The organism is Mycobacterium shunyiense (assembly GCF_058270075.1).
Map to the genome: position 1 here is coordinate 788270 of NZ_JBZDPU010000040.1, position 24170 is coordinate 812439.

The following is a 24170-nucleotide window of genomic DNA, read 5'->3' on the forward strand; positions in this document are numbered from 1 at the left end:
TGCCGCGGTGCCGGATGGGCGGCCCGCCGCCGTGCCGGACGGGCGGCCCGCCGCCGTGCATGATGTGGGCATGCCCCGGCACGGTCAACGCATCGAATCGGATCGGGCAGTCGGCCAGCAGCGGCAGCGGGTTCTCGACCTGCTGCGTGCCGCAGACAGCCCGGTGGACGCCCGACAGATCTCCGAGACACTGCGGATCCACGTCACCACCGCTCGGTTTCACCTCAGCACCCTCGAAGACCAGGGCATCATCCGCCGTGGCGGGGCGGCATCCGGCGGCGGGCGGGTCGGACGACCGCGGCTGACCTACGAGATCGCCCCACGACTCGACTACGCCGACATCGTCGCGCTGTTCGCGGCGCACCTCGGCGGCACTCCCGCCGAACGGGAAGTGCGGGCACTGCGAATCGGTGCCGATCTGGCCCGGCGAGTGCGCGTAGCGCGCCGGCGCAGTGAGACGTCGATCGCCGACCTGGTGGTGGCCACCCTGAGTGAGCTGGGATTTCAGGTCCGCTCAGTGCTCACCTCGTTCGGTGAGGTGTCCGTGGAGATCTGCACCTGCCCGCTGGCCGAGGTCGCGGTGGATTCGCCCGAGGTCGTGCGCGGCATCCAGCAGGGCCTGATCCAGGAAGTGATCGACTTGAACGCCGAGGTCATCGGCGGTCGATACGCGGCTTCGGTGCGGCCCGACGCCCGGCACGGATCGTGCGAAGTGAGTCTCGTCGTTCGGCCGGTGGCGGGGTAGTTGCTGCCGACAGCGAACTGCCCATGCGGCATGACTCATCTTTCACAGCAGTAACACATATCGGCCGTCACCGCAGCCTGCCCGGTGTTGACGCTCTGGAAAGTTTGCTGGCGTGTCGCAGTGTGATCTACCGCTCACTTTTGCCGGCGATGGTAAGAATTGCTATTGACGGTCCCGCTGCTCGTGAAATGTGCCACGTCTAACCGAGCCTGCGAAGTCGCTGGTAACAGGGTTTTAATCAAATGCGTCCAAAAGGTAACGAGTCGATAACGAAGAATTTCCTAAGCGCATTCTGAGAGAGAATTGGCCTGTGCGACTTATTCGCTGTGAAGTCGTCCGGGACCTGTCGGTTTCGTCGCTAGACTCAATGCAACCGCGCCACTCCCGGCGCAGATCGACCTGAAATCTAGAGCCGGTGACAGCCTTGCCGGCGGAGGTGCCGATAACGATGGCAAACAACTTCCTGCGCGCGCTGGTCACGGCGCTGCGCGCTGGCCACGATGATCGCGCCATCGACGATTCGACTGCTCGCAGCGTCGCATTCGACGGTGCGCTGGACGACATCGATGTGGCCGGACTGGCCGCAGTCGGACGCGGGCCGATCGGCGACATCGCAGTCGATCCCGAGCGTGACACCGTGGTGGTCACCAACACCGGCGCGCAGAGCCTGACCGTGATCAACCCTCACACCATGGGTGTCGTGGGCTCGGTCCGTCTCGCCGGAGACCCTTTTGCCGTCGTCGTCGCGGATGACCGTGCCTACGTCAGCGTCGCCACTCCCGGGCACGACGCGATCGCGGCGGTCGACACCATCACCGGTGCCGTGCTCAACGAGTACCCGCTGGCCTTCAGCGTCACCGCCCTGTCCATCAGCCCGGACGGCAAGCGGGTGTTCGCCGGCCGCGCGGGCCACGAGCGCATCGACATCGCGGTCATCGACACCACCGCCGAGCGCGTCGGCACCATCGACATCGCCACCGGCGCGGGTGTCAACCTCGACGCCCTACAGATCGACTCGACCGGCAAGCGCCTGTACGTGGCCACCTCGGACTTCCGTGGCAGCCGGTTGGTCGTCGTCAACACCGAGACCGCTCAGGCGCAGGCAACGGTCTGGATCGGCGCACCGATCCGTGACATCGCGATCGGCGACGGCGTTGCCTACGTGCTGACCTCTGACCTGGCGCATCGCGGTGTGGTGCACACCGTTGACCTGTCCGCCGGGACCGTGGTGGACGCCGTCGAGATCGGCGGGGCGCCGACCCAGTTGGTGCTGAGCCCTGACACCACCCGCGCGTACGTGGTCGACTATGACCGTGTGATCGTCTGGTGCACGCTGACCAGCGAGGTGCAGGGCAGCATCGACGTGCACGCCCAGCCTGCGGCGGTCGCCTTGCGCGACAACGGCACTCGGCTCTACATCGCCGACTACGCGGGCCAGGTCAACGTCTTCGACGTCGCCGAATCGCTGTACTCGCAGCTGGCGTCGACGGATGCAGTCGAGATGCACCACCTGCCCGCGCTGGCGCCGGCCGGGGTCTGATTCAACGCCACCTGTAGCGGGTGCGCGGCCGCCCGGCTTTGCCGTAATCCGTAGTGCGGGTGACGGTGCCTTCATCGGCCAGACGCTCGAGGTAGCGCCACGCCGTCACCCGTGACACTCCGACCCGCTTGGCCGCCTCGTCGGCGGTCAGGCCGTCGGGTTCGTCGCGCACAGCCACGGCAATACCTTCTGTGGTCTGCGGCGCCGCACCCTTTGCGGAAGATCTGACAGATTCGCTTGAGGCAACTCGCAATTCGGCCAACGCCCGGTCAACCTCGGCCTGGCTGGCGGCATCAGTCCCCGACGGCAGCGCCGAACGATAACGGCGATAGCGCTCCAGCCGATCGCGAAAGGCCGCGAAGGTGAACGGTTTGAGCAGGTAGGCCAGGGCGCCGTGGGCGACCGCGGCGCGCACCATCTCCAGATCGCGCTCGGAGGTGATCGCGATGATATCGGGTGCCGGCCGCAGCCCGGAAAGCCCGGATGCCAGCGAGATTCCGCTCGCGTCGGGCAATCCGAGATCCAGCAGTACCAGGTCCACCGGATGTTCCGAGGCCCCGGCCCCGGCTGCCGCCCGCATCGCGTCGCGGGCGGTGTGTGCCACCGCGGTCACCGAAAACCCTTCCAGACGACCGAGATAAGTCTGGTGGGCCTCAGCAATCAACGGATCGTCCTCGACGATGAGCACATTGATCATCGCGGCACCGTTGCCGTGACCACGGAGCCGTACGTGACGTCGGTTCGCAGCGTCCCGCCGTGTCGTTTGACCGTCTGCGCCACCAGAGCCAGGCCCAGCCCGTGGCCGGACGCATCCGATTTCGTCGAATATCCGCGCTGCATTGCCTTTTCGAAGGTGTCCGGATCCATCCCGTCTCCGCTGTCGGCGACCCGGATCAACAACTCGCGATCGTCCTGGCTCACCGTGACCTCGATCCACGGATCCTCACGGTCACACGCATCCATGGCATTGTCGATCAGGTTACCCAGCACCGTCACCATCTCCGGTCCGGAGAGTACGGTGTCGGCGGACAACTGGGTGTCCTCGGTGACGGTCAGCGTGATCCCACGTTCGTCCGCCTGAGCGGTCTTGCCGAGAAGCACTGCCACCAGAGCCGGTTCGCCCACGGCCTGCGACAATCGGTCCACCAGGCGTTGGGACAACTCCAACTCGCTGGTGGCGAACCGGACCGCCTCCTCGGGTCGGCCCATCTCCACCATGGTGACCACGGTGTGCAGCTTGTTCGCCGACTCGTGCGCCTGTGCCCGCAGCGAGTCGGTCAGGACCTGCAGCGAGCTGAGTTCACCCAGGGCGCCCTGGAGTTCGGTCCGGTCACGGATCGTGACGACCTCGGACATGACCCCCCGGTCGCTTCGGTCCTGCGCGCCGAATCCCGAACCGGCGACCAGTGCCCGGTTGACCACCAGCACCCGGTCCCCGGTGACGTGCAACTCGTCGCGCGCTCCAGGTGCGTTGGTGCGCAGAAACTCCGGCAGGTCCTGTGTCCGCACCGGCCCCGGCGCGAGCCCCAGTAGACGGCGGGCTTCGTCATTCACCAGCGCCACACCGTCACGATCGAGCACGATGAGTCCCTCGGACACTGAATGCAGGATCGCGTCGTGGTGGTCGTACATGACCCGCAACTCGTCGGGTCGCAGCCCCCGCGTCTGACGCAGCAGCCTGCGCCGGATGGCCAACACCCCGATCAGCGAAATCCCGAGTGCGGCAGCGGTTACCGCAACGATCACCGGGATCTGCGCACGCCAGCGCTGGCCCAGGGTCTGCTGGGTGATCCCGGCCGACACCATGCCCACGATGCGGCCGTCGCGACCACGCACCGGTGCGATCGCGCGCACCGACGGGCCAAGCGTCCCGGTGTAGACCTCGCTGAAGGTGTCGCCGCGGAGTGCGGGCTCGACCGTGCCCAGGTAATGGCCGCCGATCTGGCTGGGATCGGTGTGGGTGAACCGGATGCCGTCCGGCGCCATGATCGTGATGAACGCGATGCCCGTCTCCGTACGCACCGCCTCGGTGACCGGCTGCAAAACCTCTGTCGCAGTGCCGGATTCGATGGCCGCCGCAGTCGACGGTGAATCCGCCAGGGTGGTGGCGATGCCGATCACCTGCTGCCGGGCCGCGTCCTCACCGTCACGACGGGCATCGATAAGGGCCAGCGCCGTGCCGGCCAGCACCACCACTGCGACCACCAGGACCTGCAGGGCGATGGCCTGCCCCGCCAAGGAGCGCGGCCAGATTCGGCCCGACAGTCGTCGCCACCAACGCGTCACCGCACCTCCGATTGTGAAGGCAACAATCTTCCCAAAAAGTGGCGCGGATATCCGCTGGTAGCGAGTTCGCGCCGGCACTTCTGCCACCTTCGCGGCCGTCAATTCAGGGCTGCTGTTCGCGGGCGCGGAGTCGTAGAATCTGACCATAAGCAGGGGTCGAGGGTAGATCCAAGGGAGACCTGCGATGAGCGTGATTCATCGCTTGACAACCATCATCATGGCCGCGGTTGCGTCACTGGCAGTGGTGACGGCGATTTCCCCGGTGGTCGGCAATGCGACCGAGTGCGGGGCGGGCACCGTCTTCGACCCGCCGTCGAACACCTGCGTGGCGGCGCAGGTGCCGCCCCCTCCGCCGCCGCCACCCCCTCCACCCGCGTGGAACGGCGACATCACGCCCTACTTCTCGGTCGGTATCTGCGCACCGATCCCATTCGTCGCGCTCTGCGCGGGCATCTGAGCGATTGATCGACGGTCCGGTCCCCGAAGCCGCTCGCGTAGGGGACCGGACCGCTGCGTGAACGTAATGAACTAAAACGTGACCTGGCTCACCCTATGGTCGAAGGTGCTTGTAACAGCGCATTCGAAGTCAACTGGAGGTGGCACCGATGACCGTGTCCGTAGACCCGCAATCAGAGCCGGCGTCCCCGCCGCGTCGCGACCGCACTCACTGGCTCTACATTGCGGTCATCGCGGCCGTCGTCGTCGGCATCGTGGTCGGTCTCGTCGCACCTGAGGTCGGTAAGAGCGTCGGTGTACTCGGCACCATGTTCGTCAGCCTGATCAAGATGATGATCGGCCCCATCATCTTCTGCACGATCGTGTTGGGCATCGGCTCGGTGCGCAAGGCCGCGACCGTCGGGAAGGTCGGTGGGCTGGCCTTCGGCTACTTCCTGGTGATGTCCACGATCGCGCTGACCATCGGGCTGGTGGTCGGCAACCTGATCCACCCCGGCAGCGGCATGCACCTGACCGAAAGTTCGGCAGGAAAGGGCGCCGAACTCGCGGAGAAAGCTCACGAGTCCGGCGGACTGATGGACTTCGTCCAGGGCATCATCCCGGAGACGCTGTTCTCCTCGCTGACTGCCGGAAGCGTGCTTCAGGCGTTGTTCGTGGCGCTGCTGGTCGGATTCGCGCTGCAGGGCATGGGCAGCGCCGGGGAACCGATCCTGCGCGGCATCGAGCACCTGCAGAAGCTCGTGTTCAAGGTGCTGATCATGATCCTGTGGCTGGCGCCGATCGGTGCCTTCGGCGCGATCGCCAACGTCGTCGGACAGACCGGCTGGACAGCCGTCACGCAGCTGCTGACCCTGATGCTGGGCTTCTACGTGACCTGTGTGCTGTTCGTGTTCGGCGTGCTCGGTGTATTGCTGCGTGCGGTGTCTGGTGTGTCCATCTTCAAACTGGTCCGGTACCTGGCCCGCGAATATCTGCTGATCTTCTCGACATCGTCGTCGGAGTCGGCGCTGCCGCGCCTCATCGCCAAGATGGAGCACCTGGGCGTCGACCGCAGCACTGTCGGTGTCGTTGTGCCGACCGGGTATTCGTTCAATCTCGACGGCACCGCGATCTACCTGACCATGGCTGCGCTGTTCATCGCCGACGCGCTGAGCGCCCCGATGTCCGTCGGGCAGCAGATCGGCCTGCTGGTGTTCATGATCGTTGCGTCGAAGGGAGCCGCCGGTGTGACGGGTGCCGGACTGGCCACGCTGGCCGGCGGTCTGCAGGCGCACCGCCCGGATCTGCTCGACGGGGTCGGACTGATCGTCGGAATCGACCGCTTCATGTCCGAGGCCCGCGCGGTGACCAACTTCTCCGGTAACGCGGTGGCCACCCTGCTCGTCGGCTCGTGGACGCACACCGTGGACAAGGCCAAGGTCGATGCGGTGCTGCGTGGGGACGACCCGTTCGACGAGCTCACCATGGTCGATGACCACTCCGCGGCGGCCGCCGAACCTGCGCGCGTCTAGCCTCACGGCAAAAGGCCCGGCCGGTACATCCGGCCGGGCCTCTCGCGTTGAACCGGCGCCGAGCCTGGCCCGTAACAACGGGCAGGACATCACCGAAAAGGTGTATGCGACAAGAAAGAAGACACGACCATGCGAGCATCAATCATCATGCTCGCCGCGTCGGGGGCGGCAGTAAGCACGATTCTGGCGCCGGCAGTGCCGGCATATGCCGATTCCGCGGTCGAGACGATCGGTCTGCTGGAAGCCGAGGGCTTCTACGTCAACATCGACCGGGTGGGCAGTGCGCCACTGGACCGGTGCACCGTCACGAGCATCCGCAATCCACAGACCCAGACCAGGCTCATTCGGGTCGAACGGTTCGGCAAGAACGGCGCGAAGGATTTCGATCTCGTACCCGTGGTGGTGCGCCGAACCATCACGGTGTCACTGGACTGCTCCAGGTGAGCGTCAGCGCTGGCAGTTGAGCGACACCGACACGGTCCGGCTGGTGACCGACGGCACCAGGATCCGATCGCCGCCCAGCCCCGGCCCGACGTAGGGCACCAACTGGCTGACCTGTTGAGGGTTGCGCACGCTGGTGACCGTGCACTGGTCCAGCGGCGCGGTCCCGATCTTGTCGATGGTGACGGTGTAGCCCTCGGACTGCAGCCGGTTGATCGTGTCCTGCGCCGTCTCCTCGGCCGAGGCCACCGCGGACGACGCGCCCACCACGCCCAACACAGCCAGCCCGACTGCCGCCGGCAGCGACTTCGTGCGCATCGGACACGTCCTTCCGTTGTGGTCAGTCCATCTTCCCCTACATACATCGTTCGGGAAATTCGAAACGTTCCCGCCGGCGTCGATGAAAGACCGCATAGCATCGCGCCCGTGAAGAGCACGATGCAGAACTGGCCGTTGACGATCACCGCGATCCTGCGACACGCCTGCGGGGTCAATGGCGACCGGACGGTGACCACCGCGTGCGGCGAGGGTCGCTATCGCACGATCAACTACCGTGAGCTGGGCGGACAGGCGGCCCAACTGGCGCATGGTCTGCGCAGGCTCGGGATCGACGGAGACCAGCGCGTCGGCACCTTCATGTGGAACAACACCGAGCACCTCGCCGCCTACCTCGCCGTGCCCGCGATGGGCGCCGTGCTGCACACCCTGAACATCCGGTTGTCGGCCGAACAGATCGCCTACATCGCCAACGAGGCGGCCGATCAGGTCGTCATCGCCGACGCCTCCGTGGTGCCGCTGCTCGCCCCGGTCCTGCCCCTGCTGGAGACCGTGCACACCGTGGTCATGGTGGGCGAGGGCGACGTGGAGGCGTTGACGGGTGTGACGGTCGTGCGCTGGGATGATCTGCTGGCCGGGCAGCCAGAAGAATTCGACTGGCCGGAGATCGACGAAAACTCCGCGGCGGCAATGTGTTACACCAGCGGCACGACCGGAAATCCGAAAGGCGTGGTGTACAGCCACCGTTCGAGCTACCTGCATGCGCTGAACACCTGCACCGCCAATGCGCTCGACGTCAGCTGTGGTGACACCGTGCTGCCGATCGTCCCGATGTTCCACGCCAACGCGTGGGGCCTGCCGTATGCGGCACTCATGGCCGGCGCGAACGTGGTGATGCCCGACCGGTTCATGGACGGCGCCTCGTTGATCAATCTGATCGAAACGCAACGCCCGACCGTGGCCGGTGCGGTGCCGACCATCTGGAACGACGTCATGCACTGCCTGGAAAAGAATCCCGGACATGACATTTCGTCGCTGCGACTGGTCGCCTGCGGCGGTTCGGCCGTGCCGCTCTCCCTGATGAAGACCTTCCAGGAGACCTACGGCGTACACATCCAGCAGGCCTGGGGGATGACCGAGACCTCGCCGCTGGCCACGGTGGCCAAGCCGCTGCCCGGGGTGTCCGAGGAACGGCAGTGGGAGATGCGGGTCAGCCAGGGCAGGCCGATGTGCGGCGTGGAGGTGCGCGTCGTCGACGACGAGGGTGCCGCGCTGCCCAGCGACGGTTCCGCGGTCGGCGAACTGGAGGTACGGGGCCCGTGGATCACCGGGGCCTACTACCTGGGCCGTGACGCCGAGAAGTTCGACACCGGCTGGTTGCGCACCGGAGACGTCGGCGTCATCGATCCGCAGGGCTACGTGACGCTGACCGACCGCGCCAAGGACGTCATCAAGTCCGGCGGCGAGTGGATCTCCTCGGTGGAGTTGGAGAACCATCTCATCGCCCACCCCGCGGTGCTGGAGGCGGCCGTGGTCGGGGTGCCCGACGAGCGCTGGCAGGAACGCCCGCTGGCCGTCGTGGTGTTGAACGAGGGCGCTTCGGCGGAAGCGGCTGAACTGAGGGAGTTCCTGGCAGACAAGGTGGTTCGCTGGTGGCTGCCCGAGCGGTGGACATTCATCGAGCAGGTGCCGCGCACCAGCGTCGGCAAGTACGACAAGAAGACCATCCGGGCCCGTCACGCGGACGGTGCCTATGAAGTGGTCACGCTGTAGTTCTCCGTTGGTCCGTCGTCCCCGCCATTGTCACGCTGGAGTGGCTCTCGAGCCCGAGCGTCACGCTGGGGTGACTAACCGCGCTGGCCCGACCCCGCCCTGTCACGCCAGAGTGGCTGTCGACGTCCACAGCCACTCCAGCGTGACAACGGGGCGGGAGGGGCGACGGGGCGCGTCGGACGGGACCGCTAGGCCCGCACTGCGATGGTCGACAGCAGATCGGCGAGCCGGTCCGGTCGGTCGACCATCGAGAACGTGCGGCCGTCGTCGATGACCTCGAGGCGGGCCCCCGGGATGATCTTCGCGAGGCGTTCACCGTCGCCGAGTTCGAAGAACACGTCGTCGGCCGACCACGCGATGAGTGTCGGCTTGTCGAATTCGGGCAGCCGCTCGGCCACCTTCATGGTGACCTCGGTGCGCAACGAAAGCGTGAACTGCCGGAGATCCTCGGCGATCGCGGGATTCGACAGCGCGGTACGCACCCACTCGTGGGTGAGCGCGTCGATGTTCGAGTGCGCCAGCCCGGCGTATGCCCGCTTGCGCACGCCCGCGATCCGCACGGCCTGGGTGCCGACCCGGAACAGTGCCTTGGATTTCGCCGCCGCGATGAGCGGTTTGAGGATCGGCGGCGGAAAATGTTCGAACGCATCGCAACTCGTCAATACGAGAGCGCCGATTCGCTCCGGATGATGCACCGCGACCAGTTGCGTGACCACGCCGCCCGTGTCATTGCCGACCAGCACGACGTCGTCGAGATTTAGCGCGGTCAGGGTGTCGGCGACGATGTTCGCCACACCTGTGATGCTCCGGTCGGCGCCGGGCCGCAGCGGTTCGGGATGCGCGCCGAGCGGCCAGGTCGGGACGATGCAGCGGAGGCCCTGTGTGGCCAGTCGGGCGCTGACCTGCCGCCACAGCTGACCGCCCATCATGTAGCCGTGCACGAAGACAACCGGCCTACCGTCGGTTGGTCCGAATTCCTCGTAATGGATGGTTCCGGCGTTAATCTCAATGGTCGACATGGATGACTCCCAGCTCGATACACATTTACAAACAGCGTGTCCGTAACTTACCAACAGGGTGTATGGAAAACAAGAGACGTACCCAGGAAGAGCGTTCCGCGGCGACCCGCGAGGCGCTGATCGCTGCCGCCAGGAGACTGTGGGGCGAACGTGGGTATGCCGAGGTCGGCACGCCGGAGATCGCCACGGCCGCCGGGGTTACCCGTGGGGCGATGTATCACCAATTCGCTGACAAGGCAGCGCTTTTCCTCGCGGTGGTGGAGGTGGTGGAGCAGGACGTGATGGGCCGTCTGGCGGCCGAGGTGGCGGCATCGGGTGCGGCGACACCGGCCGACGCGATCCGGGCCGCGGTCGACGGCTGGCTGGAGGTGTCCGGTGATCCCGAGGTGCGGCAGTTGGTCTTGCTGGACGCCCCGAGTGTGCTGGGTTGGGCGGGCTTCCGCGACGTCGCGCAGCGCTACAGCCTCGGGATGACGGAGCAGCTGCTGGCCGAGGCGATCAAGGCAGGCCAGCTCGCCAAGCAGCCGGTGCGGGCGCTGGCTCATGTGCTGATCGGTGCGCTCGACGAGGCGGCCATGGCCATCGCCACCGCCGAGGATCAGAAAAAGGCCCGCCGCGAGATCAGGCAGGTGTTGCGCCGTCTGGTCGACGCGATGTTCACCCCCTGAGCGCCGAAACGGCATTCCAGCAGGAAAAGTCCGAGTATGGACCTGCTGGAATGCCGTTTCGCGGGGGAGCGGGAGGAGCCCTAGCGCTCGGCGCGTTGGTAGGCCGTCACGACGGCGGCGCCGCCGAGGCCGATGTTGTGTTGCAGGGCCGCGTTGACTCCGTCGACCTGACGCTTGTCGGCAGTGCCGCGCAACTGCCAGGTCAGCTCGGAGCACTGGGCCAGGCCCGTCGCACCCAGCGGGTGACCCTTGGAGATCAGCCCGCCGGACGGGTTGACGACCCAGCGACCGCCGTAGGTGGTGTCGTTGTTGTCGATCAGCCGTGGGGCCTCACCCTCACCGCACAAGCCCAGGGCCTCGTACAGCAGCAGCTCGTTGGCGGAGAAGCAGTCATGCAGCTCGATGACCTGGAAGTCCTCGGGCCCGAGACCGGACTGCGCGTAAACCTGCTGTGCGGCTTGGACATTCATGTCGTAGCCAATGATATTGGCGGCGCTGCCGTCGAAGGTCGAAGCGAAGTCGGTGGTCATCGCCTGCCCGACGATCTCGACGGCCTGGCCGGCCAGGCCGTGCTTGTCGACGAATGCCTCGCTGGCCACGATCGCCGCGCCCGACCCGTCGGAGGTGGGGGAGCACTGCAGCTTGGTCAGCGGATCGGAGATCATCTTGGCGCCCAGGATGTCGTCGAGGGTGTACTCGTCCTGGAACTGCGCATACGGGTTGTTCACCGAATGCTTGTGGTTCTTGTAGCCGATCTTCGCGAAATGCTCGGCGGTGGTGCCGTACTTCTTCATGTGCTCACGGCCGGCGGCGCCGAACATCCACGGTGCGACGGGGAAGGCGAACTCGTCGATCTCGGCCAGCGCCTTGACGTGCTTGCCCAGCGGGGACTCGCGGTCCTGCGCACCCGCCTGAAGCGAGCCGGGCTGCATCTTCTCGAAGCCCAGCGCCATGGTGCATTCGGCCAGGCCGCCGCGAATTGCCTGTGCGGCAAGATAAAGCGCAGTCGAGCCGGTGGAACAGTTGTTGTTGACGTTGACGATCGGGATGCCGGTCATGCCGAGCTCGTAGAGCGCGCGCTGGCCCGAGGTCGAATCACCCGAGCAGTACCCGACGTAGCCCTGCTGCACCTGGTCGTAGGAGATGCCGGCATCCTCGAGCGCCTTCGTGCCCGACTCGCGCGCCATGTCGGGGTAATCCCAACCCTCGCGCCGACCTGGTTTCTCGAACTTCGTCATCCCCACACCGACGACGAACACTTTGTTAGCCATGCAACGGAACATACTTCATCGCGAAACCGGGTCAACCGTCTTCAACTGGAGCTGTCGCAGCCGCACCACCAGCGCTGCCCCGGCCAGCACGGAGAACACCCCGAGCTGCCACCAGTTGGCCGGATTGCCGCCGTCGCGGTCCAAGAAATGATTGACCGCGTGCAGGGTGTTGGCCACCAGGAATCCCGTCAACACCACGGCGATCACGTCGCGCCACCAGAGCGCGAACAGCATGGTCACCGCGATGCCGATCTGGAAGACGCCGGCATCGTGCAGGAAGTGGACGTGGTTGGGCCAGTTCGCCCATTGGGCGAACGACGCTGGGTCGATACGCATCCACACCCCGGTCACCAGCATGCTCAACGCCGCGAGGACCACGACGATCTGAATGAATTTCATCTGCATCACCATCAGACGGCACAGCCCGCCGGGATGTGACAGTCACGTTTGGCCGGGCTGTCTCGTCCACGGAGCATGACCTACCTCGCGGACCATTCCCTGCTGCTGACCGTGCCGGCATTTCTCCCCGCGGTCCTGGTGGTGCTCGCCGTCTCGTACGCCGCGCGGCGGGGACGTACTTCCGCTGACGACGAGGGTGGTGTAGACCAGTAGAACGTGTTCTAGTTTCGCCGAGGAGGGGTCTTGACGCTCAAAGTCGTGCAGTGGGCAACCGGTGGCGTCGGCGTGGCCGCGATCAACGGCGTGCTGGAACACCCTGACCTGGAGCTGGTCGGCTGTTGGGTGCACTCGGACGCCAAGAACGGCAAGGATGTCGGCGAGCTCATCGGCACCGAGCCGATCGGGATCACCGCGACCAACAGCACCGAGGAGATCCTGGCACTCGACGCGGACGCGGTGATCTACTCGCCGCTGATCCCGAACCCCGACGAGGTGGCCGCGCTGCTGCGCTCGGGCAAGAACGTGATCACCCCGGTCGGCTGGCTGTACCCGAGCGAGAAGCAGGCCGCACCGATGCGGGCCGCGGCACTGGAAGGCAATGCCACGCTGCACGGCACCGGCATCGCGCCCGGCGGGATCAGCGAGAAGTTCCCGCTGGTGTTCTCGGCGATGGCGACGGGGGTGAACTTCGTTCGTGCCGAAGAGTTCTCCGACCTGCGCACCTATGACGCGCCCGACGTGGTGCGTCATGTCATGGGATTCGGCGGTACCCCCGACACCGCGCTGAGCGGGCCGATGCAGAAGATGCTCGACGGCGGCTTCATCCAGGCCGTCAAGATGGTCGTCGACCAGATCGGGTTCAAGATCGATCCACGGATCCGCGCCACCCAGGAGATCGCGGTGGCCACCGCGCCCATCGATTCGCCGATCGGCGTGATCGAACCCGGCCAGGTGGCAGGCCGCAAGTTCCACTGGGAGGCTCTCGTCGACGGCGAACCCGTCGTGCGGGTCACTGTGAACTGGCTGATGGGGGAGGAAAACCTCGACCCCGCATGGAATTTCGGGCCGGCTGGGCAGCGCTACGAGATGGAGGTCCGCGGCAACCCGGACTTCACCGTCATCATCAAGGGCTTCCAGTCCGAGGCCGGTGAGGAGGGCCCAGAGTCCGGCGTCGTCGCGACCGCCGCGCACTGCGTCAACTCGGTGCCCGCGGTGTGCGAGGCCGAGCCCGGCGTCGTCACCTACCCCGATCTGCCGCTTATCACGGGTAAGGCCCGCCGAACCTGAGCTTGTGTGCGAGATTTTCGCGAAAACTCGCACATGTCTTCAGATTCGGCGCGTAGCCCCTCAGGGCCGCACCAGGATCCGGATCGGATTGCCCTCCTGGCGCTCCAGCTTGTCGATGCCGAGGGCAATATCCTCCAGCGACACGATCTCGCTGATCGAGCGGGAGAGGTCCAGACGGCCCAGCGACACCAGCGTCGCCAACGTGGAGATGTCGACGTTCTGATAGCCCAGGTGGCCGAGCACCTGCTTCTGAGTAAGGCCGAACAACGACGTCGGACCGATCGTCGGCTCCTGGGCACTCATCCCGACCGCGACCAGTCGGCCGCCGACGGTCAGTTGGCTCAGCGCCTGCTCGAACGTCGACTTGAGTCCCACCGCGTCGAACGCCACGTCCAGACCACGGCCGCCGGTGACGTCGGCGATCTTCTCGCCCAGTCGCTCGTCGGCGGCGTCGAACGCATAATCGGCGCCGAGCTCCAGCGCGCGCTCCAGCACCTCGGGCTTGATATCGATGGCCACCACCGGCACCGCGCCCACCAACCGCGCCAGCTGAGCGATGTGCGTACCGACACCACCCAGTCCCCACACCCCGACCGACTCGCCGATCCCGACCTTGCCGGTGCGCACCACAGCGCCGTACGGCGTCGACACCGCGTCGGCGAGGATCGCGGCCTGCTCCAGTGGCACGTTGTCCGGAACTCGCGTCAGCCCGACCGCCTGCGCCAACGTGTATTCGGCCCATGCCCCGTCATAAGCGAAGGCCATCAACCGGATTCGCATGCAATTGGCGATGTCGCCGCGAGCGCAGTTCGGACATTCCATGCAGGGCCGGCCCGCCGCCACGATGACGCGGTCGCCCTCGGCCCAACCGGTGACGCCGGGGCCGAGCCGGGCGATGGTGCCCGACGCCTCGTGGCCCTGCGTCACCACCGGGGCCTGCGCCGGGAAGGTGCCGTTGATCAGGCTCAGGTCGGAATGGCAGATCCCGCAGAACGCCACCTTGACCAGAACCTCGCCCGGCCCCGGTTCCGGGATCGGAACATCCTCCACCACAACTCTTTTGGTGTCAGCGTAGAAGCGCTCGGCCCGCATGGTCGGCCCAAGATCGGATGTCATGGCGTCCCCTTCTTCTACCCGGCTACTATCGGAAATCATGGCACTTCATCGGGTGGGCTGAGGGCATGTGCCGATTGTTCGGTCTGCACGCCGGGCGCCGGCTCGTGCCGGCGACCTTCTGGCTACTGGACGCGCCCGACAACCTTGCCGAGCAGAGCAGGCACAACCCCGACGGTACCGGCCTGGGCGTATTCGGGGCCGACGGCGTCGGAGTCTTGCACAAGGAGCCCGTCGCGGCCTGGCAGGATTCCGAATTCGCCACGGAGGCGCACGATGTCACCGCTACGACGTTCATCGCGCACGTCCGTTACGCGTCGACCGGGGCGCTCGACGTTGCGAACACCCATCCCTTCCTCCAGGATGGCCGGATCTTCGCGCACAACGGCGTCGTCGAAGGATTGCCGGCCCTCGATGAGCGGCTGAAAGAACTGGGAGCCGCAGACCTGGTCAAAGGCCAGACCGACTCCGAACGCGTCTTCGCGCTCATCACCGCAGCCGTCCGGGCGAACGACGGTGACGTCGGCGCGGGCGTCGTCGAGGCCATCGGCTGGCTGGCCGACAACGTGCCGATCTACGCCGTCAACCTCCTGCTCAGCACGGCAACCGACATGTGGGCCCTGCGCTACCCCGATACCCACGACCTGTACGTGCTCGACCGCAGAAACCCGGCACAGCGCCGTCTCCGCCTGCGCAGCGCTCGGATCCGTGCCGAATCCGAGCACCTGACCTCCCAGCCATCGGTGGTGTTCGCCAGCGAACCGATGGACGGTGAGGACTGGCAGCTCATCGCCCCCGGCGAGTTGGTTCATGTCGACGCGGACCTGCGGATCGACCGGCAGCCGGCATTTCCGGACCCGCCGCGTTACGTGCTGCACCGCGACGACCTGTCCGAGAAGGCGGCCGCGTCGCAGCACGCGTAGCTGCCCCTCGAGGAGCCCTGGCACACTCGACTGTCGTGACTTCCAAACGCGCACTGGTCCTCGCCGGTGGCGGTATCGCAGGCATCGCCTGGGAAACCGGCATCCTGCAGGGCATCGCCGACGAATCCCCCGAAACAGCCGATGCATTGCTGGCCGCCGATGTGCTGGTCGGAACGTCGGCGGGTTCGACGGTGTCCGCGCAGATCAGCAGCGGGCTGCCTCTGGAGGAGCTGTTCGAGCGCCAGATCGGCGCGGAATCGGCCGAACTCGATCCCGGCGTGAGTATCGACACCGTCACCGACCTGTTCGTCAAGGCCGTGCTGACACCCAACACCACCAAGGCGCAGAAGCTGCAGCAGATCGGTGCCGTTGCACTGAGCGCCGCGACGGTCGATCCGGCCGTGCGGCGCAAGGTCATCGAAGCGCGCCTCCCGTCGCATGACTGGCCCTCTCGGGTGCTGCGGATCTCGGCCGTCGACATCGATACCGGCGAACTGGTGACGCTGGACCGGGACTCGGGAGTGTCGCTGGTCGACGCGGTGGAGGCCAGTTGCGCGGTGCCCGCGGTGTGGCCGATCGTGACGATAGCCGGCCGCCGGTTCATGGACGGCGGCATCGGCAGTGCGGTCAACATGGTGCTGGCCGCCGACTGCGACACCGTGGTGGCCCTGGTGCCGCAGGGCCGCTCGACACCGTCGCCATTCGGGACCGGCGCCGCGCAGGAGATCGACCTTTTCGCCGGACGATCGCTCGGGATCTTCGCCGACGACGAGTCCCTGGCCGCCTTCGGGGAGAACCCGCTCGACCCCGCCTGCCGGGTGCCCTCAGCACAGGCCGGACGGGCACAGGGACGGCGTCTGGCGGCCGAGGTCGCGAAGTTCCTCGCGGGCTGATCAGCCGTCGAGTGCGCGCGCGGTCAACTCGCGGCCGACATCGATGACCTCTGCGGCGCGGTGGAACTCCAGGCTGCGGCACACCGTGCGCGGCACCTCGATGAGCAGGTCGGGCGGATAGGCCGCCAACGTGTGCCGGGCCAGCGCGGCCTGGGCGATGTCGACGGCACGGTTCAGCACCTCGAAGCTGCCGAGACGCGGAACCTCGACCGGATCGGGGGCTTCGACAGGGGCGCTGGTGTCTTCGGCGGCGACAGGTTCGACAGCATCGGCCGCCTCATCGGACTCAACACCGTCCTCGGGTGGAAGCGAGGCCCCGAAACGGCTCAGCACCGCGCGGGCGGTCGGCCGGTCCAACACCGACCGCACCGAGGCAGTATCCAGCACAGCTGAAGTGCTGCGCATCATGCGGTTGAGCCACTCGGCGGTGGGACGTCGCTCCGGGTCATCGGGGGTGGCCGCGGCGGTGCCCGGGTCGCCACCGGACAGGCTGACCGCGATCGTCAGGTCGGCGTTGACCGCGGCGATCGGCGCCATCGGAAGAGGGTCGAGGATGCCGCCATCCCCGAGCAGACGACCGTTGAGGACGTGCGGCGCGATCACGCCGGGGATGGCGATCGATGCCCGGATCGCCGAATCCACCGGGCCGCGTTGCAGCCACACCGACTTGCCCGCGATGAGATCGGTGGCAACCGCGGTGTAGGGGATCGGCAGATCCTCGATGGTGGCCTCGCCGAGGATGTCGCGGACCGCGTCGAGGATCTTCTCGGCACGCAGGATGCCGGACGCGGTGATCGACGGGTCCAGCAGCCGCAACACCGCCCGCTGGGTCAAAGTCCGTGCCCAGTCGGAGAAATCGTCGAGCTTTCCCGCCGCGTGCAGGCCGCCGACCAGCGCGCCCATCGATGATCCGGACACCCCGATGACCTCGTAACCACGATCGCAGAGCTCGTTGATCACTCCGATGTGCGCGTAGCCACGGGCACCACCACTGCCGAGGGCCAGAGCAACACGCATATGACCATTCTGAAGCACCTGAGGGGGATGGTCACCACCTCGACCCGGATCCGCGGCGCCGCTACCGAAAGTCTTAGAACATGGTTTGAGACGAGTTCTGGCTGCGCCGTACGCAGGCGATGCCAATTAACATCAGTACGAGGATATTTCGGCCTGTCCTGTGCCGCTGAGCGGGCAGGGTGGCCATATTCGTGGGCTGGCATGGTTGCACAGTCAGTCATTTTGAAGATGTGCAGATCGGCACTGCTGGGCCAGGCCCCGGATGCCTACCGTTCTGGCATCAGGTCAACCGACAACAGGAGAAGGCGTGACCACGATCGAACACACTGCGGCCGACCCCGCCCAGCTGGCCACCCCGGGAAATCCGTTCGACGACGCGCGTGCTCAGTTGCACGACGCTGTCACGATCCTCGGCTACGACGACGGCACGTACGAGCTGCTGGCCAACCCGCGACGTGAGCTCACCGTGGCCGTACCGCTGCATCGGGACTCCGGTGAGATGGAGCTCCTCATCGGACATCGGGTGCAACACAACGTCTCTCGCGGTCCGGCGAAAGGCGGATTGCGCTATTCCCCCGACGTGACACTCGACGAAGTCCGTGCCCTGGCGATGTGGATGACGTGGAAGTGTGCGCTGCTCGACGTGCCCTATGGCGGCGCGAAAGGCGGCATCCGCATCGATCCGCGTCAGTACAGCCGCTCGGAACTGGAGCGGGTCACCCGTCGCTACACCAGTGAGATCAGTCCGCTGATCGGGCCGGACCATGACATCCCCGCACCCGATGTCGGCACCGACGAGCAGACCATGGCCTGGATGATGGATACCTATTCCGTCCAGAAGGGGCACACTGTTCTCGGTGTCAGCACCGGAAAACCGGTGAGCCTCGGCGGTTCTCTGGGCCGCGCCACGGCGACGTCGCGCGGGGTCGTTCATGTCGCGCTGGCCGCCCTGCGGTCTCGAGGCATCCGCGCCGACGGTGCCACCGCGGCGGTGCAGGGCTTCGGGAAGGTTGGCCGGCACGCAGCACGCTTTCTGGCGGATGCGGGCATGCGCGTGGTCGCCGTATCCGACCAGTACGGCGCCATCAGAGCAGATTCCGGCCTCGACATCGCCTCGCTGGCCAGCCATGTCGACGCGACCGGTTCGGTGATCGGTTTTGCGGACGCCGACGCGACCACCAACGAGGATCTGCTCGGCGCCGACGTCGACCTGTTGGTTCCGGCTGCGGTCGAAGGGGTCATCCATGCGGGTAATGCAGCGCAGATCAAGGCCTCGATCGTCGTCGAAGGCGCCAACGGTCCCACGACGCCGGAGGCCGACCGGCTACTCGATGAGGCTGGAACACTGGTGGTTCCCGATATCCTGGCCAATGCCGGCGGCGTCATCGTGTCGTATTTCGAGTGGGTGCAAGCCAATCAGGCCTATTGGTGGGGCGCCGACGAAGTCGAGGCCCGACTGGCCGAACGCATGCTGACCGCCTGGGAGCACGTCAGCGTCCACGCCGAGAAACTGCGCCTACCACTTCGAGCCGCCGCGACCTGCCTGGCGGTCGAACGTGTTGCCCAGGCCGGACAACTGCGCGGGCTCTACCCGTAGCGCCGATTCGGCCAGACCTCCCGCCACGCGGAATGCATCCGTGGCAGGGTTGACCCGTGGCTGCGCCAACATTCGCGCGAAAACTGGGCCGTCCCAAGCCTCGTGACGTTATCGCGGGCCTGGTAACAGGTCTGTTCTCCATTCCGGAAGGCATGGCCTACGCCAGCATCGGCGGTTTCAACCCGGTCACCGGCATCTATGCCGGTGTCATGCCCGGCATCATCGGATCACTGTTCGCCCGCACGGTGCTGATGGTGACGACGTTGACCAGTGCGATCGCCCTGACGTCGCGCAGTGTGCTCAAGGAAGCCGGCCTCGACCCGACAGACCCGGCGAATGTCGCCGCACTGGCCCTCGTGGTCGGTGTCGTGATGCTGCTGTTCGGTCTCCTACGGTTCGGCTCGATCATGAACTTCGTCTCCAACGCGGTGATGACAGGCTTCTCCACCGGCATTGCCCTGCAGATCATCGCCGGCGTCCTCGGCGACGCCACGGGGTACAAACCCGACAGCGGCAACACCATCGGCAAGTTCATCGACTCGCTCGCGCACATCGGGCTGTGGCACCCTGCGGCCGTTGGCGTAGCGCTGGGCACCGTGGCGGTATGGGCGGTGTTCCACTTCATCAAGCCGCTCGAATCCTTCGCGACGTTGCTCGCGCTCGTGGTGGTGACCGCGGTGGTGGCCGTTGCGCACATCGACGTCGAAACCGTCGGCGACATCGCATCGATCGCGAATGCGCTTCCGCCCGTGACCGTTCCGAACTTCGCCGCCATGCCCGAACTGATCGTCGGCGGCGTGGCCGTGGCACTCGTCGCGCTGGCCCAGGCCGCCGGAATCTCGGCGGCGGTGCCGAACCCGGATGGCAGCCGCACCAACATGAACGGGGATTTCCTGGCCCAGGGCGCGGCCAATGTGGCCGGCGGGCTGTTCGGCGCGCTGCCTGCCGGCGGCTCACTGTCGCGGACCGGGGTGGCGACCTCGGCGGGGGCCCAGACCCGGTGGGCCGGCATCTTCGCCGGGCTGTGGCTGGCCGTGCTGGTGCTGGTCGCGGGGTCGGCCGCCGAGATCATCCCGATGCCGGTGATCGGCGGGCTGATCCTGGTGATCGGCGCCGAACTGGTGGTCGGCCGGCTGCCCGACATCAAGCTGGTGCTGCGGGTCGCCCCGTTGTCGGCGGTGGCGATGCTGGTGACGTTCGCGGCCACCACCCAGCTGCCGCTGCACACCGCGATCCTGATCGGCGTGATCACCTCGTTGGTGCTCTACTGCGCCAAGGCGGCCGAGACCGCGCAGCTGATGGCACTGACTCCGGACCCGGACGGCGGCTGGCAGCAGTCACCCGTACCCGAGCAGTGCGCGAGCAACGACGTCACCGTGCTGCACTACGCCGGGGTCGGGCTCTTCGCCGAAGTGGCCCGCATCGACGAAACCTGGCCGCGCGCCGAAGGCACCACCAATGCCGTCGTGGTGCTCAGCCTGCGGGCGCTGCCCGACGTGCCGTCGTCGGTGACGATCAAAGCCTTGCGGCGCTGGGCCGGCCAGCTGACGGCCAACAACGGCAAGCTCATCATCTCCGGGGTCAACCCCGGCACTGCCGAGGTGCTGCGGCGCGGGGGACTCGACGACCTGCTGGGCGATGACGGCATCGTCCCGGCCGACGACCGGATCTTCGGTGCGCTCGACACCGCCGTCGAGCGCGGCCGCGCCTGGGTGGCTGCCCAGGGTAGTCAGGGGGATTTACCGCAGCGTGATTCGAACTGACGATGCCTAGCTGCAGAGCTCGTCGGCCGCCGCCTGCGCCGCGACGATCACCGCGGCCTGACGGCCCGGCTCCAGCTCAGGCCACGCCACGTTGTAGGTGCCCGGACCAGGTGCGGCTCCCGGAGCCTGCAGGCTCGCCAGGTAGGGCTCGATCTGTGCCTTGAGGTCCCCGCCCTTGCCCTCCATCCAGATCTTGGCGGCGTGACAGGCCTGGAAATACTCCTCTTCGGTGGACTGGGCGTCGGCGCCGACCGCCGTCGTGACCCCGCCGGGGGACGTCGCGATCTCGCCGGGCTTGACCGTCGGGGCCGCTGCCTCGGTGGTTGCGGTGGCTTGCGACGACGGTGCCGCCGACTCCCCGGACTGATCCTTGTCGGCCTGTGTCGAGCATCCGATGAGCAGGCTCAGACCGGCGGCTGCGACGGTTCCGGCGGTCAAGCGGGTGGTCCACGTGTAACGGCGCATCCCGCCAATCTATGCAACACTGGCGGCCATGACGGAAGGGACCGGATTCCAGGAGTGTTGTCGGGCTCGCTAGCGCGCCTGTCTGCCCTGTTCCGCCGTCATTCTTGGAGTTTCTCTGATGCTGTCCACGCTCGCGCCCGTTCCTGCCGTCTCGGCGCCCACCCGGCTGCGATTGCCCGACCTGCTGCACACCACCGACCGCGCTGCCGACGATGTGCTGTCCGGCCGCTACGACCGGTTGCTGCGCGGGCTGCCGAAGGACGACCGCTGGTACACCCGCTTGTCGGGTGACGACGAAGTCGAGGTCTGGCTGATCAGCTGGGTGCCTGACAAATCGACCGAAATGCACGACCACGGCGGCTCGCTGGGGGCGCTGACCGTGGTGTCCGGTGCGCTGCGCGAAACCCGTTGGGATGGTGAGCTGCTCCGGAGGCGTCGTCTCACCGCCGGCGATCAGGCGGCGTTCCCGCTGGGGTGGGTGCATGACGTGGTGCATGCACCGGCGGCGATTTCCGGACCGACGCTGAGTGTGCACGCCTACTCGCCGCCGCTGACGGCGATGTCCTACTACGAGGTGACGCCGCAGAACACGTTGCGTCGCAACCGTACCGAGCTCACCGACGCGCCGGAGTGAATGCCATGAGCCGTATCGACACCGTGCTGGAGCAGGCCCGTACCCGGCTGCACCGGCTGCCCGCTGCCGACCTTTCCGAGGCGCTCGACGCCGGCGCCGTCCTGGTCGACATCCGTCCGGCCGCCCAGCGTGCCGCCGAGGGGTCGGTACCCGGGGCGCTGATCATCGAACGCAACGTGCTCGAGTGGCGCTGCGACCCGACCAGTCACGCGCGGATACCGGAGGCCGTCGACGACGACGTCTACTGGGTGATCCTGTGCTCGGAGGGCTATACGTCAAGCCTGGCCGCGGCCGCGCTCGTCGACCTCGGACTGCATCGTTCGACCGACGTCGTCGGCGGCTATCACGCGTTGGTCGCGGCCGGCCAGGTGTAAACGCCTGGCGCTCAGGCGTTCTCGTTGCTGCTCAGCATGGGCCGCAGTTTCGCGGTCATCTCCGGTGTCCACCCCGGCGGCTGCAGGATCGCCGCCCAGGCGTCGGCCACATTCTGGACGTATACGTGCCCGTGGCCGTCGGGAACGTCGACGGCCACTGCCATGTCCGCCGAGACCTGAAGGAACGTCACCACCGGAATCCATTCCATCCGGCGGGACACGTCGTACCCACGGGGCTCACGCAGCCAGTCCGGCTTGGCGAACAGCAGGTCGGGCGTCCACCACGAGATCGGGTCGGACGCGTGTTGCAGGTACACCGCGCGCGGGTGACCCCACGGCGCATCGGGCCGGTTCAGATTCTCGGCCTTCGCAACGAACCGGGCGTTCTCGCCGTTGTCATAGATCGGCAACCACTCCGGCGAACCGGCGTCGCGGTCGCGGGTCAGCGTCGTCCAGATCGTGTTCTTGAACGTCGGGCCGGAGAACAGCGCGCCGTCGGTCCGGGCGACGAGATTGTTCAGCGACAGGAACGGTGCCTCACCGCCGAACGATCCGAGGCTCTCCCCGAACACCACCAGCTTGGGGCGCTTGTTCTCGGGCATCGCCCGAACCAGGGCGTCGACCGCCTCGAACAACGCCTGCCCGGCCTGCCGTGCGTTCTCCTGGTCGACCAGGAACGACAACCAACTCGGCAGGAACGAGTACTGCATCGACACGATCGCGGTGTTGCCGTTGTACATGTACTCCAGGGCAGAGGCCTCGGCCTCGTTGATCCAGCCGGTGCCCGTCGTGGTCGCCACGGCGACCACCGCCCGGTCCAGGCCGCCGGTGCGCTGCAACTCTCGGGCCGCCAGGGCCGCGGTGGCCTTGATGCCGTCAGCGGAATGCAGACCCGCATAGGCGCGGATGGGTTCGATCGCGGGCTTGCCGGTGAACCGCGAAAGTTGTTGCACCGTAGGGCCTGCCGAGACAAACACCCGCCCCTGATGGCCGAGCGACTCCCAATCGGCCAATGACTGCGGGCCGCCTGAGCGCAGGGGCGACATCGGGGCGGCGAAGTCAGGATCGCTCTCGTCGTTGACCGCCGCGAAGGTCCGGTTGATGGTGTCCATCGCCACCCGGACCACGACACCGTTCAGCAGCGCGATGCTCAACGCCAGCAGCAACGCCACCACGACAACGGCCGAAACTCGTGGCGGCAGAAAGCGATCCAGCTTGAGATCCAGGAACCGCACCAGCTTACGGATCAACTGTCCGATCTCGACGAACGCGAACAGGACCACGAGCGACAGCACCGCGGTCAGCGGGTGATCCCAGAATGTCAGCCGGGGCACCCCCATGAAGTCGCGGATCTCGTCCTGCCAGACGTGGAAGTAGACGATCATCAGGATCTGGCCGACGATGCCGACGGTCAGCAGGGACAACCATGCCCACTTCGGTGCCCGCGGGCTGGTTTCCGCCGAACGCATGTAGCGGACCAGCCACACCCCGAACACGCCCAGCCCATAACCGGTGGCGCCGGCCGCGCCGCTGACCAGACCCTGGAACAGCGGGCCACGGGGCAGCAGCGACGGAGTCAGCGAGAACCAGACGAAGACCAGACCGACCGCCGTCCCGAAGAACGTGTAATGACGCGCCCACCAGACAGGTTTGTCTGCCTCACCTGACTGGACTTCGGGTGCGTCGGCCTCGGGTTCGGCGGTCTCGGTCACCCGTCGA

The 24170-nt window shown here is 66.8% G+C and carries 25 protein-coding genes; 15 read left to right on the plus strand and 10 right to left on the minus strand.

Annotated elements, in window-relative coordinates; translation table 11 throughout:
* The first annotated feature begins 70 nt into the window (after positions 1–70).
* The gene (locus AC4ELH_RS34410) at positions 71–745 is read left to right on the plus strand and encodes an ArsR family transcriptional regulator (RefSeq protein WP_448442401.1); all 675 of its coding nucleotides are present in this window, start codon (positions 71–73) and stop codon (positions 743–745) included.
* A gap of 448 nt (positions 746–1193) precedes the next feature.
* Entirely contained in the window at positions 1194–2285 is a 1092-nt protein-coding gene (locus AC4ELH_RS34415) for an MmpL3/TtfA transport complex stabilizer (RefSeq protein ID WP_064887892.1), read from the plus strand.
* Between the two features lies 1 nt (position 2286).
* On the opposite strand, the gene AC4ELH_RS34420 is transcribed toward AC4ELH_RS34415, so the two are convergent.
* Positions 2287–2982, minus strand: coding sequence for a response regulator (locus tag AC4ELH_RS34420; protein ID WP_498889347.1), 696 nt, complete (start codon positions 2980–2982; stop codon positions 2287–2289).
* Positions 2979–4571: a sensor histidine kinase gene (locus AC4ELH_RS34425; protein ID WP_498889349.1), complete on the minus strand. Its 1593-nt coding sequence runs from the start codon at positions 4569–4571 to the stop codon at positions 2979–2981. Before AC4ELH_RS34425 ends, AC4ELH_RS34420 begins: the two co-directional genes overlap by 4 nt.
* Before the next feature lie 184 nt (positions 4572–4755).
* Between AC4ELH_RS34425 and AC4ELH_RS34430 the strand changes: the two genes are divergently transcribed.
* The 3 genes from AC4ELH_RS34430 (at position 4756) to AC4ELH_RS34440 (ending at position 6982) form a co-directional block, all read left to right on the plus strand.
* On the plus strand, positions 4756–5028 hold the full coding sequence (locus AC4ELH_RS34430; protein ID WP_448442209.1) for a hypothetical protein: 273 nt from the start codon (positions 4756–4758) through the stop codon (positions 5026–5028).
* A gap of 148 nt (positions 5029–5176) precedes the next feature.
* Positions 5177–6538 (plus strand): cation:dicarboxylate symporter family transporter, encoded by a 1362-nt coding sequence (locus tag AC4ELH_RS34435; protein ID WP_064957237.1) that lies wholly within the window; start codon positions 5177–5179, stop codon positions 6536–6538.
* Between the two features lie 129 nt (positions 6539–6667).
* Positions 6668–6982, plus strand: a complete 315-nt coding sequence (locus AC4ELH_RS34440) for a hypothetical protein (RefSeq protein WP_498889352.1) — start codon at positions 6668–6670, stop codon at positions 6980–6982.
* 3 nt (positions 6983–6985) lie between these two features.
* Here the strand turns inward: AC4ELH_RS34440 and AC4ELH_RS34445 are convergent, their stop codons facing one another.
* Positions 6986–7297: a hypothetical protein gene (locus tag AC4ELH_RS34445; protein WP_064887532.1), complete on the minus strand. Its 312-nt coding sequence runs from the start codon at positions 7295–7297 to the stop codon at positions 6986–6988.
* Between the two features lie 108 nt (positions 7298–7405).
* Here AC4ELH_RS34445 and AC4ELH_RS34450 point away from each other — a divergent pair, with 108 nt between their 5' ends.
* The gene (locus AC4ELH_RS34450; RefSeq protein ID WP_498889355.1) at positions 7406–9028 is read left to right on the plus strand and encodes a long-chain fatty acid--CoA ligase; all 1623 of its coding nucleotides are present in this window, start codon (positions 7406–7408) and stop codon (positions 9026–9028) included.
* Positions 9029–9216: 188 nt separating this feature from the next.
* On the opposite strand, the gene AC4ELH_RS34455 is transcribed toward AC4ELH_RS34450, so the two are convergent.
* The gene (locus tag AC4ELH_RS34455) at positions 9217–10047 is read right to left on the minus strand and encodes an alpha/beta fold hydrolase (RefSeq protein WP_498889357.1); all 831 of its coding nucleotides are present in this window, start codon (positions 10045–10047) and stop codon (positions 9217–9219) included.
* A 62-nt stretch (positions 10048–10109) separates the two neighbouring features.
* On the opposite strand from AC4ELH_RS34455, the gene AC4ELH_RS34460 reads away from it, so the two are divergent.
* Positions 10110–10715, plus strand: coding sequence for a TetR/AcrR family transcriptional regulator (locus AC4ELH_RS34460; protein WP_064960080.1), 606 nt, complete (start codon positions 10110–10112; stop codon positions 10713–10715).
* 80 nt (positions 10716–10795) lie between these two features.
* Here AC4ELH_RS34460 and AC4ELH_RS34465 read toward each other — a convergent pair whose 3' ends face one another.
* Both AC4ELH_RS34465 and AC4ELH_RS34470 read right to left on the minus strand, forming a co-directional pair.
* Complete coding sequence (locus AC4ELH_RS34465) at positions 10796–11986, minus strand: lipid-transfer protein (protein WP_498889359.1); 1191 nt, start codon at positions 11984–11986, stop codon at positions 10796–10798.
* 15 nt (positions 11987–12001) lie between these two features.
* On the minus strand, positions 12002–12385 hold the full coding sequence (locus AC4ELH_RS34470; protein WP_236734934.1) for a hypothetical protein: 384 nt from the start codon (positions 12383–12385) through the stop codon (positions 12002–12004).
* A gap of 75 nt (positions 12386–12460) precedes the next feature.
* Here AC4ELH_RS34470 and AC4ELH_RS34475 point away from each other — a divergent pair, with 75 nt between their 5' ends.
* Positions 12461–12598, plus strand: coding sequence for a hypothetical protein (locus tag AC4ELH_RS34475; RefSeq protein ID WP_165609848.1), 138 nt, complete (start codon positions 12461–12463; stop codon positions 12596–12598).
* Positions 12599–12628: 30 nt separating this feature from the next.
* A complete protein-coding gene (locus AC4ELH_RS34480) occupies positions 12629–13672 on the plus strand; it encodes an NAD(P)H-dependent amine dehydrogenase family protein (protein ID WP_064960082.1) in 1044 nt (347 codons plus the stop codon).
* 60 nt (positions 13673–13732) lie between these two features.
* Here AC4ELH_RS34480 and AC4ELH_RS34485 read toward each other — a convergent pair whose 3' ends face one another.
* Complete coding sequence (locus AC4ELH_RS34485; protein ID WP_055116794.1) at positions 13733–14788, minus strand: zinc-binding dehydrogenase; 1056 nt, start codon at positions 14786–14788, stop codon at positions 13733–13735.
* 65 nt (positions 14789–14853) lie between these two features.
* On the opposite strand from AC4ELH_RS34485, the gene AC4ELH_RS34490 reads away from it, so the two are divergent.
* Positions 14854–15708, plus strand: coding sequence for a class II glutamine amidotransferase (locus AC4ELH_RS34490; protein WP_463794823.1), 855 nt, complete (start codon positions 14854–14856; stop codon positions 15706–15708).
* Positions 15709–15743: 35 nt separating this feature from the next.
* Positions 15744–16601, plus strand: coding sequence for a patatin-like phospholipase family protein (locus tag AC4ELH_RS34495; protein ID WP_448442227.1), 858 nt, complete (start codon positions 15744–15746; stop codon positions 16599–16601).
* Here AC4ELH_RS34495 and AC4ELH_RS34500 read toward each other — a convergent pair whose 3' ends face one another.
* Positions 16602–17618, minus strand: a complete 1017-nt coding sequence (locus AC4ELH_RS34500) for a patatin-like phospholipase family protein (protein WP_064887550.1) — start codon at positions 17616–17618, stop codon at positions 16602–16604. It abuts the gene before it with no gap.
* A 307-nt stretch (positions 17619–17925) separates the two neighbouring features.
* Between AC4ELH_RS34500 and AC4ELH_RS34505 the strand changes: the two genes are divergently transcribed.
* Together AC4ELH_RS34505 and AC4ELH_RS34510 are read left to right on the plus strand one after the other, a co-directional pair.
* Positions 17926–19215: a Glu/Leu/Phe/Val family dehydrogenase gene (locus tag AC4ELH_RS34505; protein ID WP_448442229.1), complete on the plus strand. Its 1290-nt coding sequence runs from the start codon at positions 17926–17928 to the stop codon at positions 19213–19215.
* Positions 19216–19271: 56 nt separating this feature from the next.
* Entirely contained in the window at positions 19272–20978 is a 1707-nt protein-coding gene (locus AC4ELH_RS34510; protein ID WP_498889364.1) for a SulP family inorganic anion transporter, read from the plus strand.
* 6 nt (positions 20979–20984) lie between these two features.
* Here AC4ELH_RS34510 and lpqV read toward each other — a convergent pair whose 3' ends face one another.
* Positions 20985–21443, minus strand: coding sequence for a lipoprotein LpqV (gene lpqV, locus AC4ELH_RS34515; RefSeq protein WP_448442233.1), 459 nt, complete (start codon positions 21441–21443; stop codon positions 20985–20987).
* 118 nt (positions 21444–21561) lie between these two features.
* On the opposite strand from lpqV, the gene AC4ELH_RS34520 reads away from it, so the two are divergent.
* On the plus strand, positions 21562–22077 hold the full coding sequence (locus AC4ELH_RS34520; RefSeq protein WP_064887557.1) for a cysteine dioxygenase: 516 nt from the start codon (positions 21562–21564) through the stop codon (positions 22075–22077).
* Between the two features lie 5 nt (positions 22078–22082).
* On the plus strand, positions 22083–22451 hold the full coding sequence (locus AC4ELH_RS34525; protein ID WP_498889367.1) for a rhodanese-like domain-containing protein: 369 nt from the start codon (positions 22083–22085) through the stop codon (positions 22449–22451).
* A gap of 11 nt (positions 22452–22462) precedes the next feature.
* On the opposite strand, the gene AC4ELH_RS34530 is transcribed toward AC4ELH_RS34525, so the two are convergent.
* Positions 22463–24163, minus strand: a complete 1701-nt coding sequence (locus AC4ELH_RS34530; RefSeq protein WP_498889369.1) for an alpha/beta hydrolase — start codon at positions 24161–24163, stop codon at positions 22463–22465.
* Positions 24164–24170: the final 7 nt, after the last annotated feature.

Coding starts and splice junctions, on each gene's coding strand:
- AC4ELH_RS34410 (WP_448442401.1), top strand. CDS start 71: ATGCCCCGGCACGGTCAACGCATCGAATCGGATCGGGCAGTCGGCCAG.
- AC4ELH_RS34415 (WP_064887892.1), top strand. CDS start 1,194: ATGGCAAACAACTTCCTGCGCGCGCTGGTCACGGCGCTGCGCGCTGGC.
- AC4ELH_RS34420 (WP_498889347.1), bottom strand. CDS start 2,982: ATGATCAATGTGCTCATCGTCGAGGACGATCCGTTGATTGCTGAGGCC.
- AC4ELH_RS34430 (WP_448442209.1), top strand. CDS start 4,756: ATGAGCGTGATTCATCGCTTGACAACCATCATCATGGCCGCGGTTGCG.
- AC4ELH_RS34435 (WP_064957237.1), top strand. CDS start 5,177: ATGACCGTGTCCGTAGACCCGCAATCAGAGCCGGCGTCCCCGCCGCGT.
- AC4ELH_RS34440 (WP_498889352.1), top strand. CDS start 6,668: ATGCGAGCATCAATCATCATGCTCGCCGCGTCGGGGGCGGCAGTAAGC.
- AC4ELH_RS34445 (WP_064887532.1), bottom strand. CDS start 7,297: ATGCGCACGAAGTCGCTGCCGGCGGCAGTCGGGCTGGCTGTGTTGGGC.
- AC4ELH_RS34455 (WP_498889357.1), bottom strand. CDS start 10,047: ATGTCGACCATTGAGATTAACGCCGGAACCATCCATTACGAGGAATTC.
- AC4ELH_RS34460 (WP_064960080.1), top strand. CDS start 10,110: ATGGAAAACAAGAGACGTACCCAGGAAGAGCGTTCCGCGGCGACCCGC.
- AC4ELH_RS34465 (WP_498889359.1), bottom strand. CDS start 11,986: ATGGCTAACAAAGTGTTCGTCGTCGGTGTGGGGATGACGAAGTTCGAG.
- AC4ELH_RS34470 (WP_236734934.1), bottom strand. CDS start 12,385: ATGAAATTCATTCAGATCGTCGTGGTCCTCGCGGCGTTGAGCATGCTG.
- AC4ELH_RS34475 (WP_165609848.1), top strand. CDS start 12,461: ATGACCTACCTCGCGGACCATTCCCTGCTGCTGACCGTGCCGGCATTT.
- AC4ELH_RS34485 (WP_055116794.1), bottom strand. CDS start 14,788: ATGACATCCGATCTTGGGCCGACCATGCGGGCCGAGCGCTTCTACGCT.
- AC4ELH_RS34490 (WP_463794823.1), top strand. CDS start 14,854: ATGTGCCGATTGTTCGGTCTGCACGCCGGGCGCCGGCTCGTGCCGGCG.
- AC4ELH_RS34500 (WP_064887550.1), bottom strand. CDS start 17,618: ATGCGTGTTGCTCTGGCCCTCGGCAGTGGTGGTGCCCGTGGCTACGCG.
- lpqV (WP_448442233.1), bottom strand. CDS start 21,443: ATGCGCCGTTACACGTGGACCACCCGCTTGACCGCCGGAACCGTCGCA.
- AC4ELH_RS34520 (WP_064887557.1), top strand. CDS start 21,562: ATGCTGTCCACGCTCGCGCCCGTTCCTGCCGTCTCGGCGCCCACCCGG.
- AC4ELH_RS34525 (WP_498889367.1), top strand. CDS start 22,083: ATGAGCCGTATCGACACCGTGCTGGAGCAGGCCCGTACCCGGCTGCAC.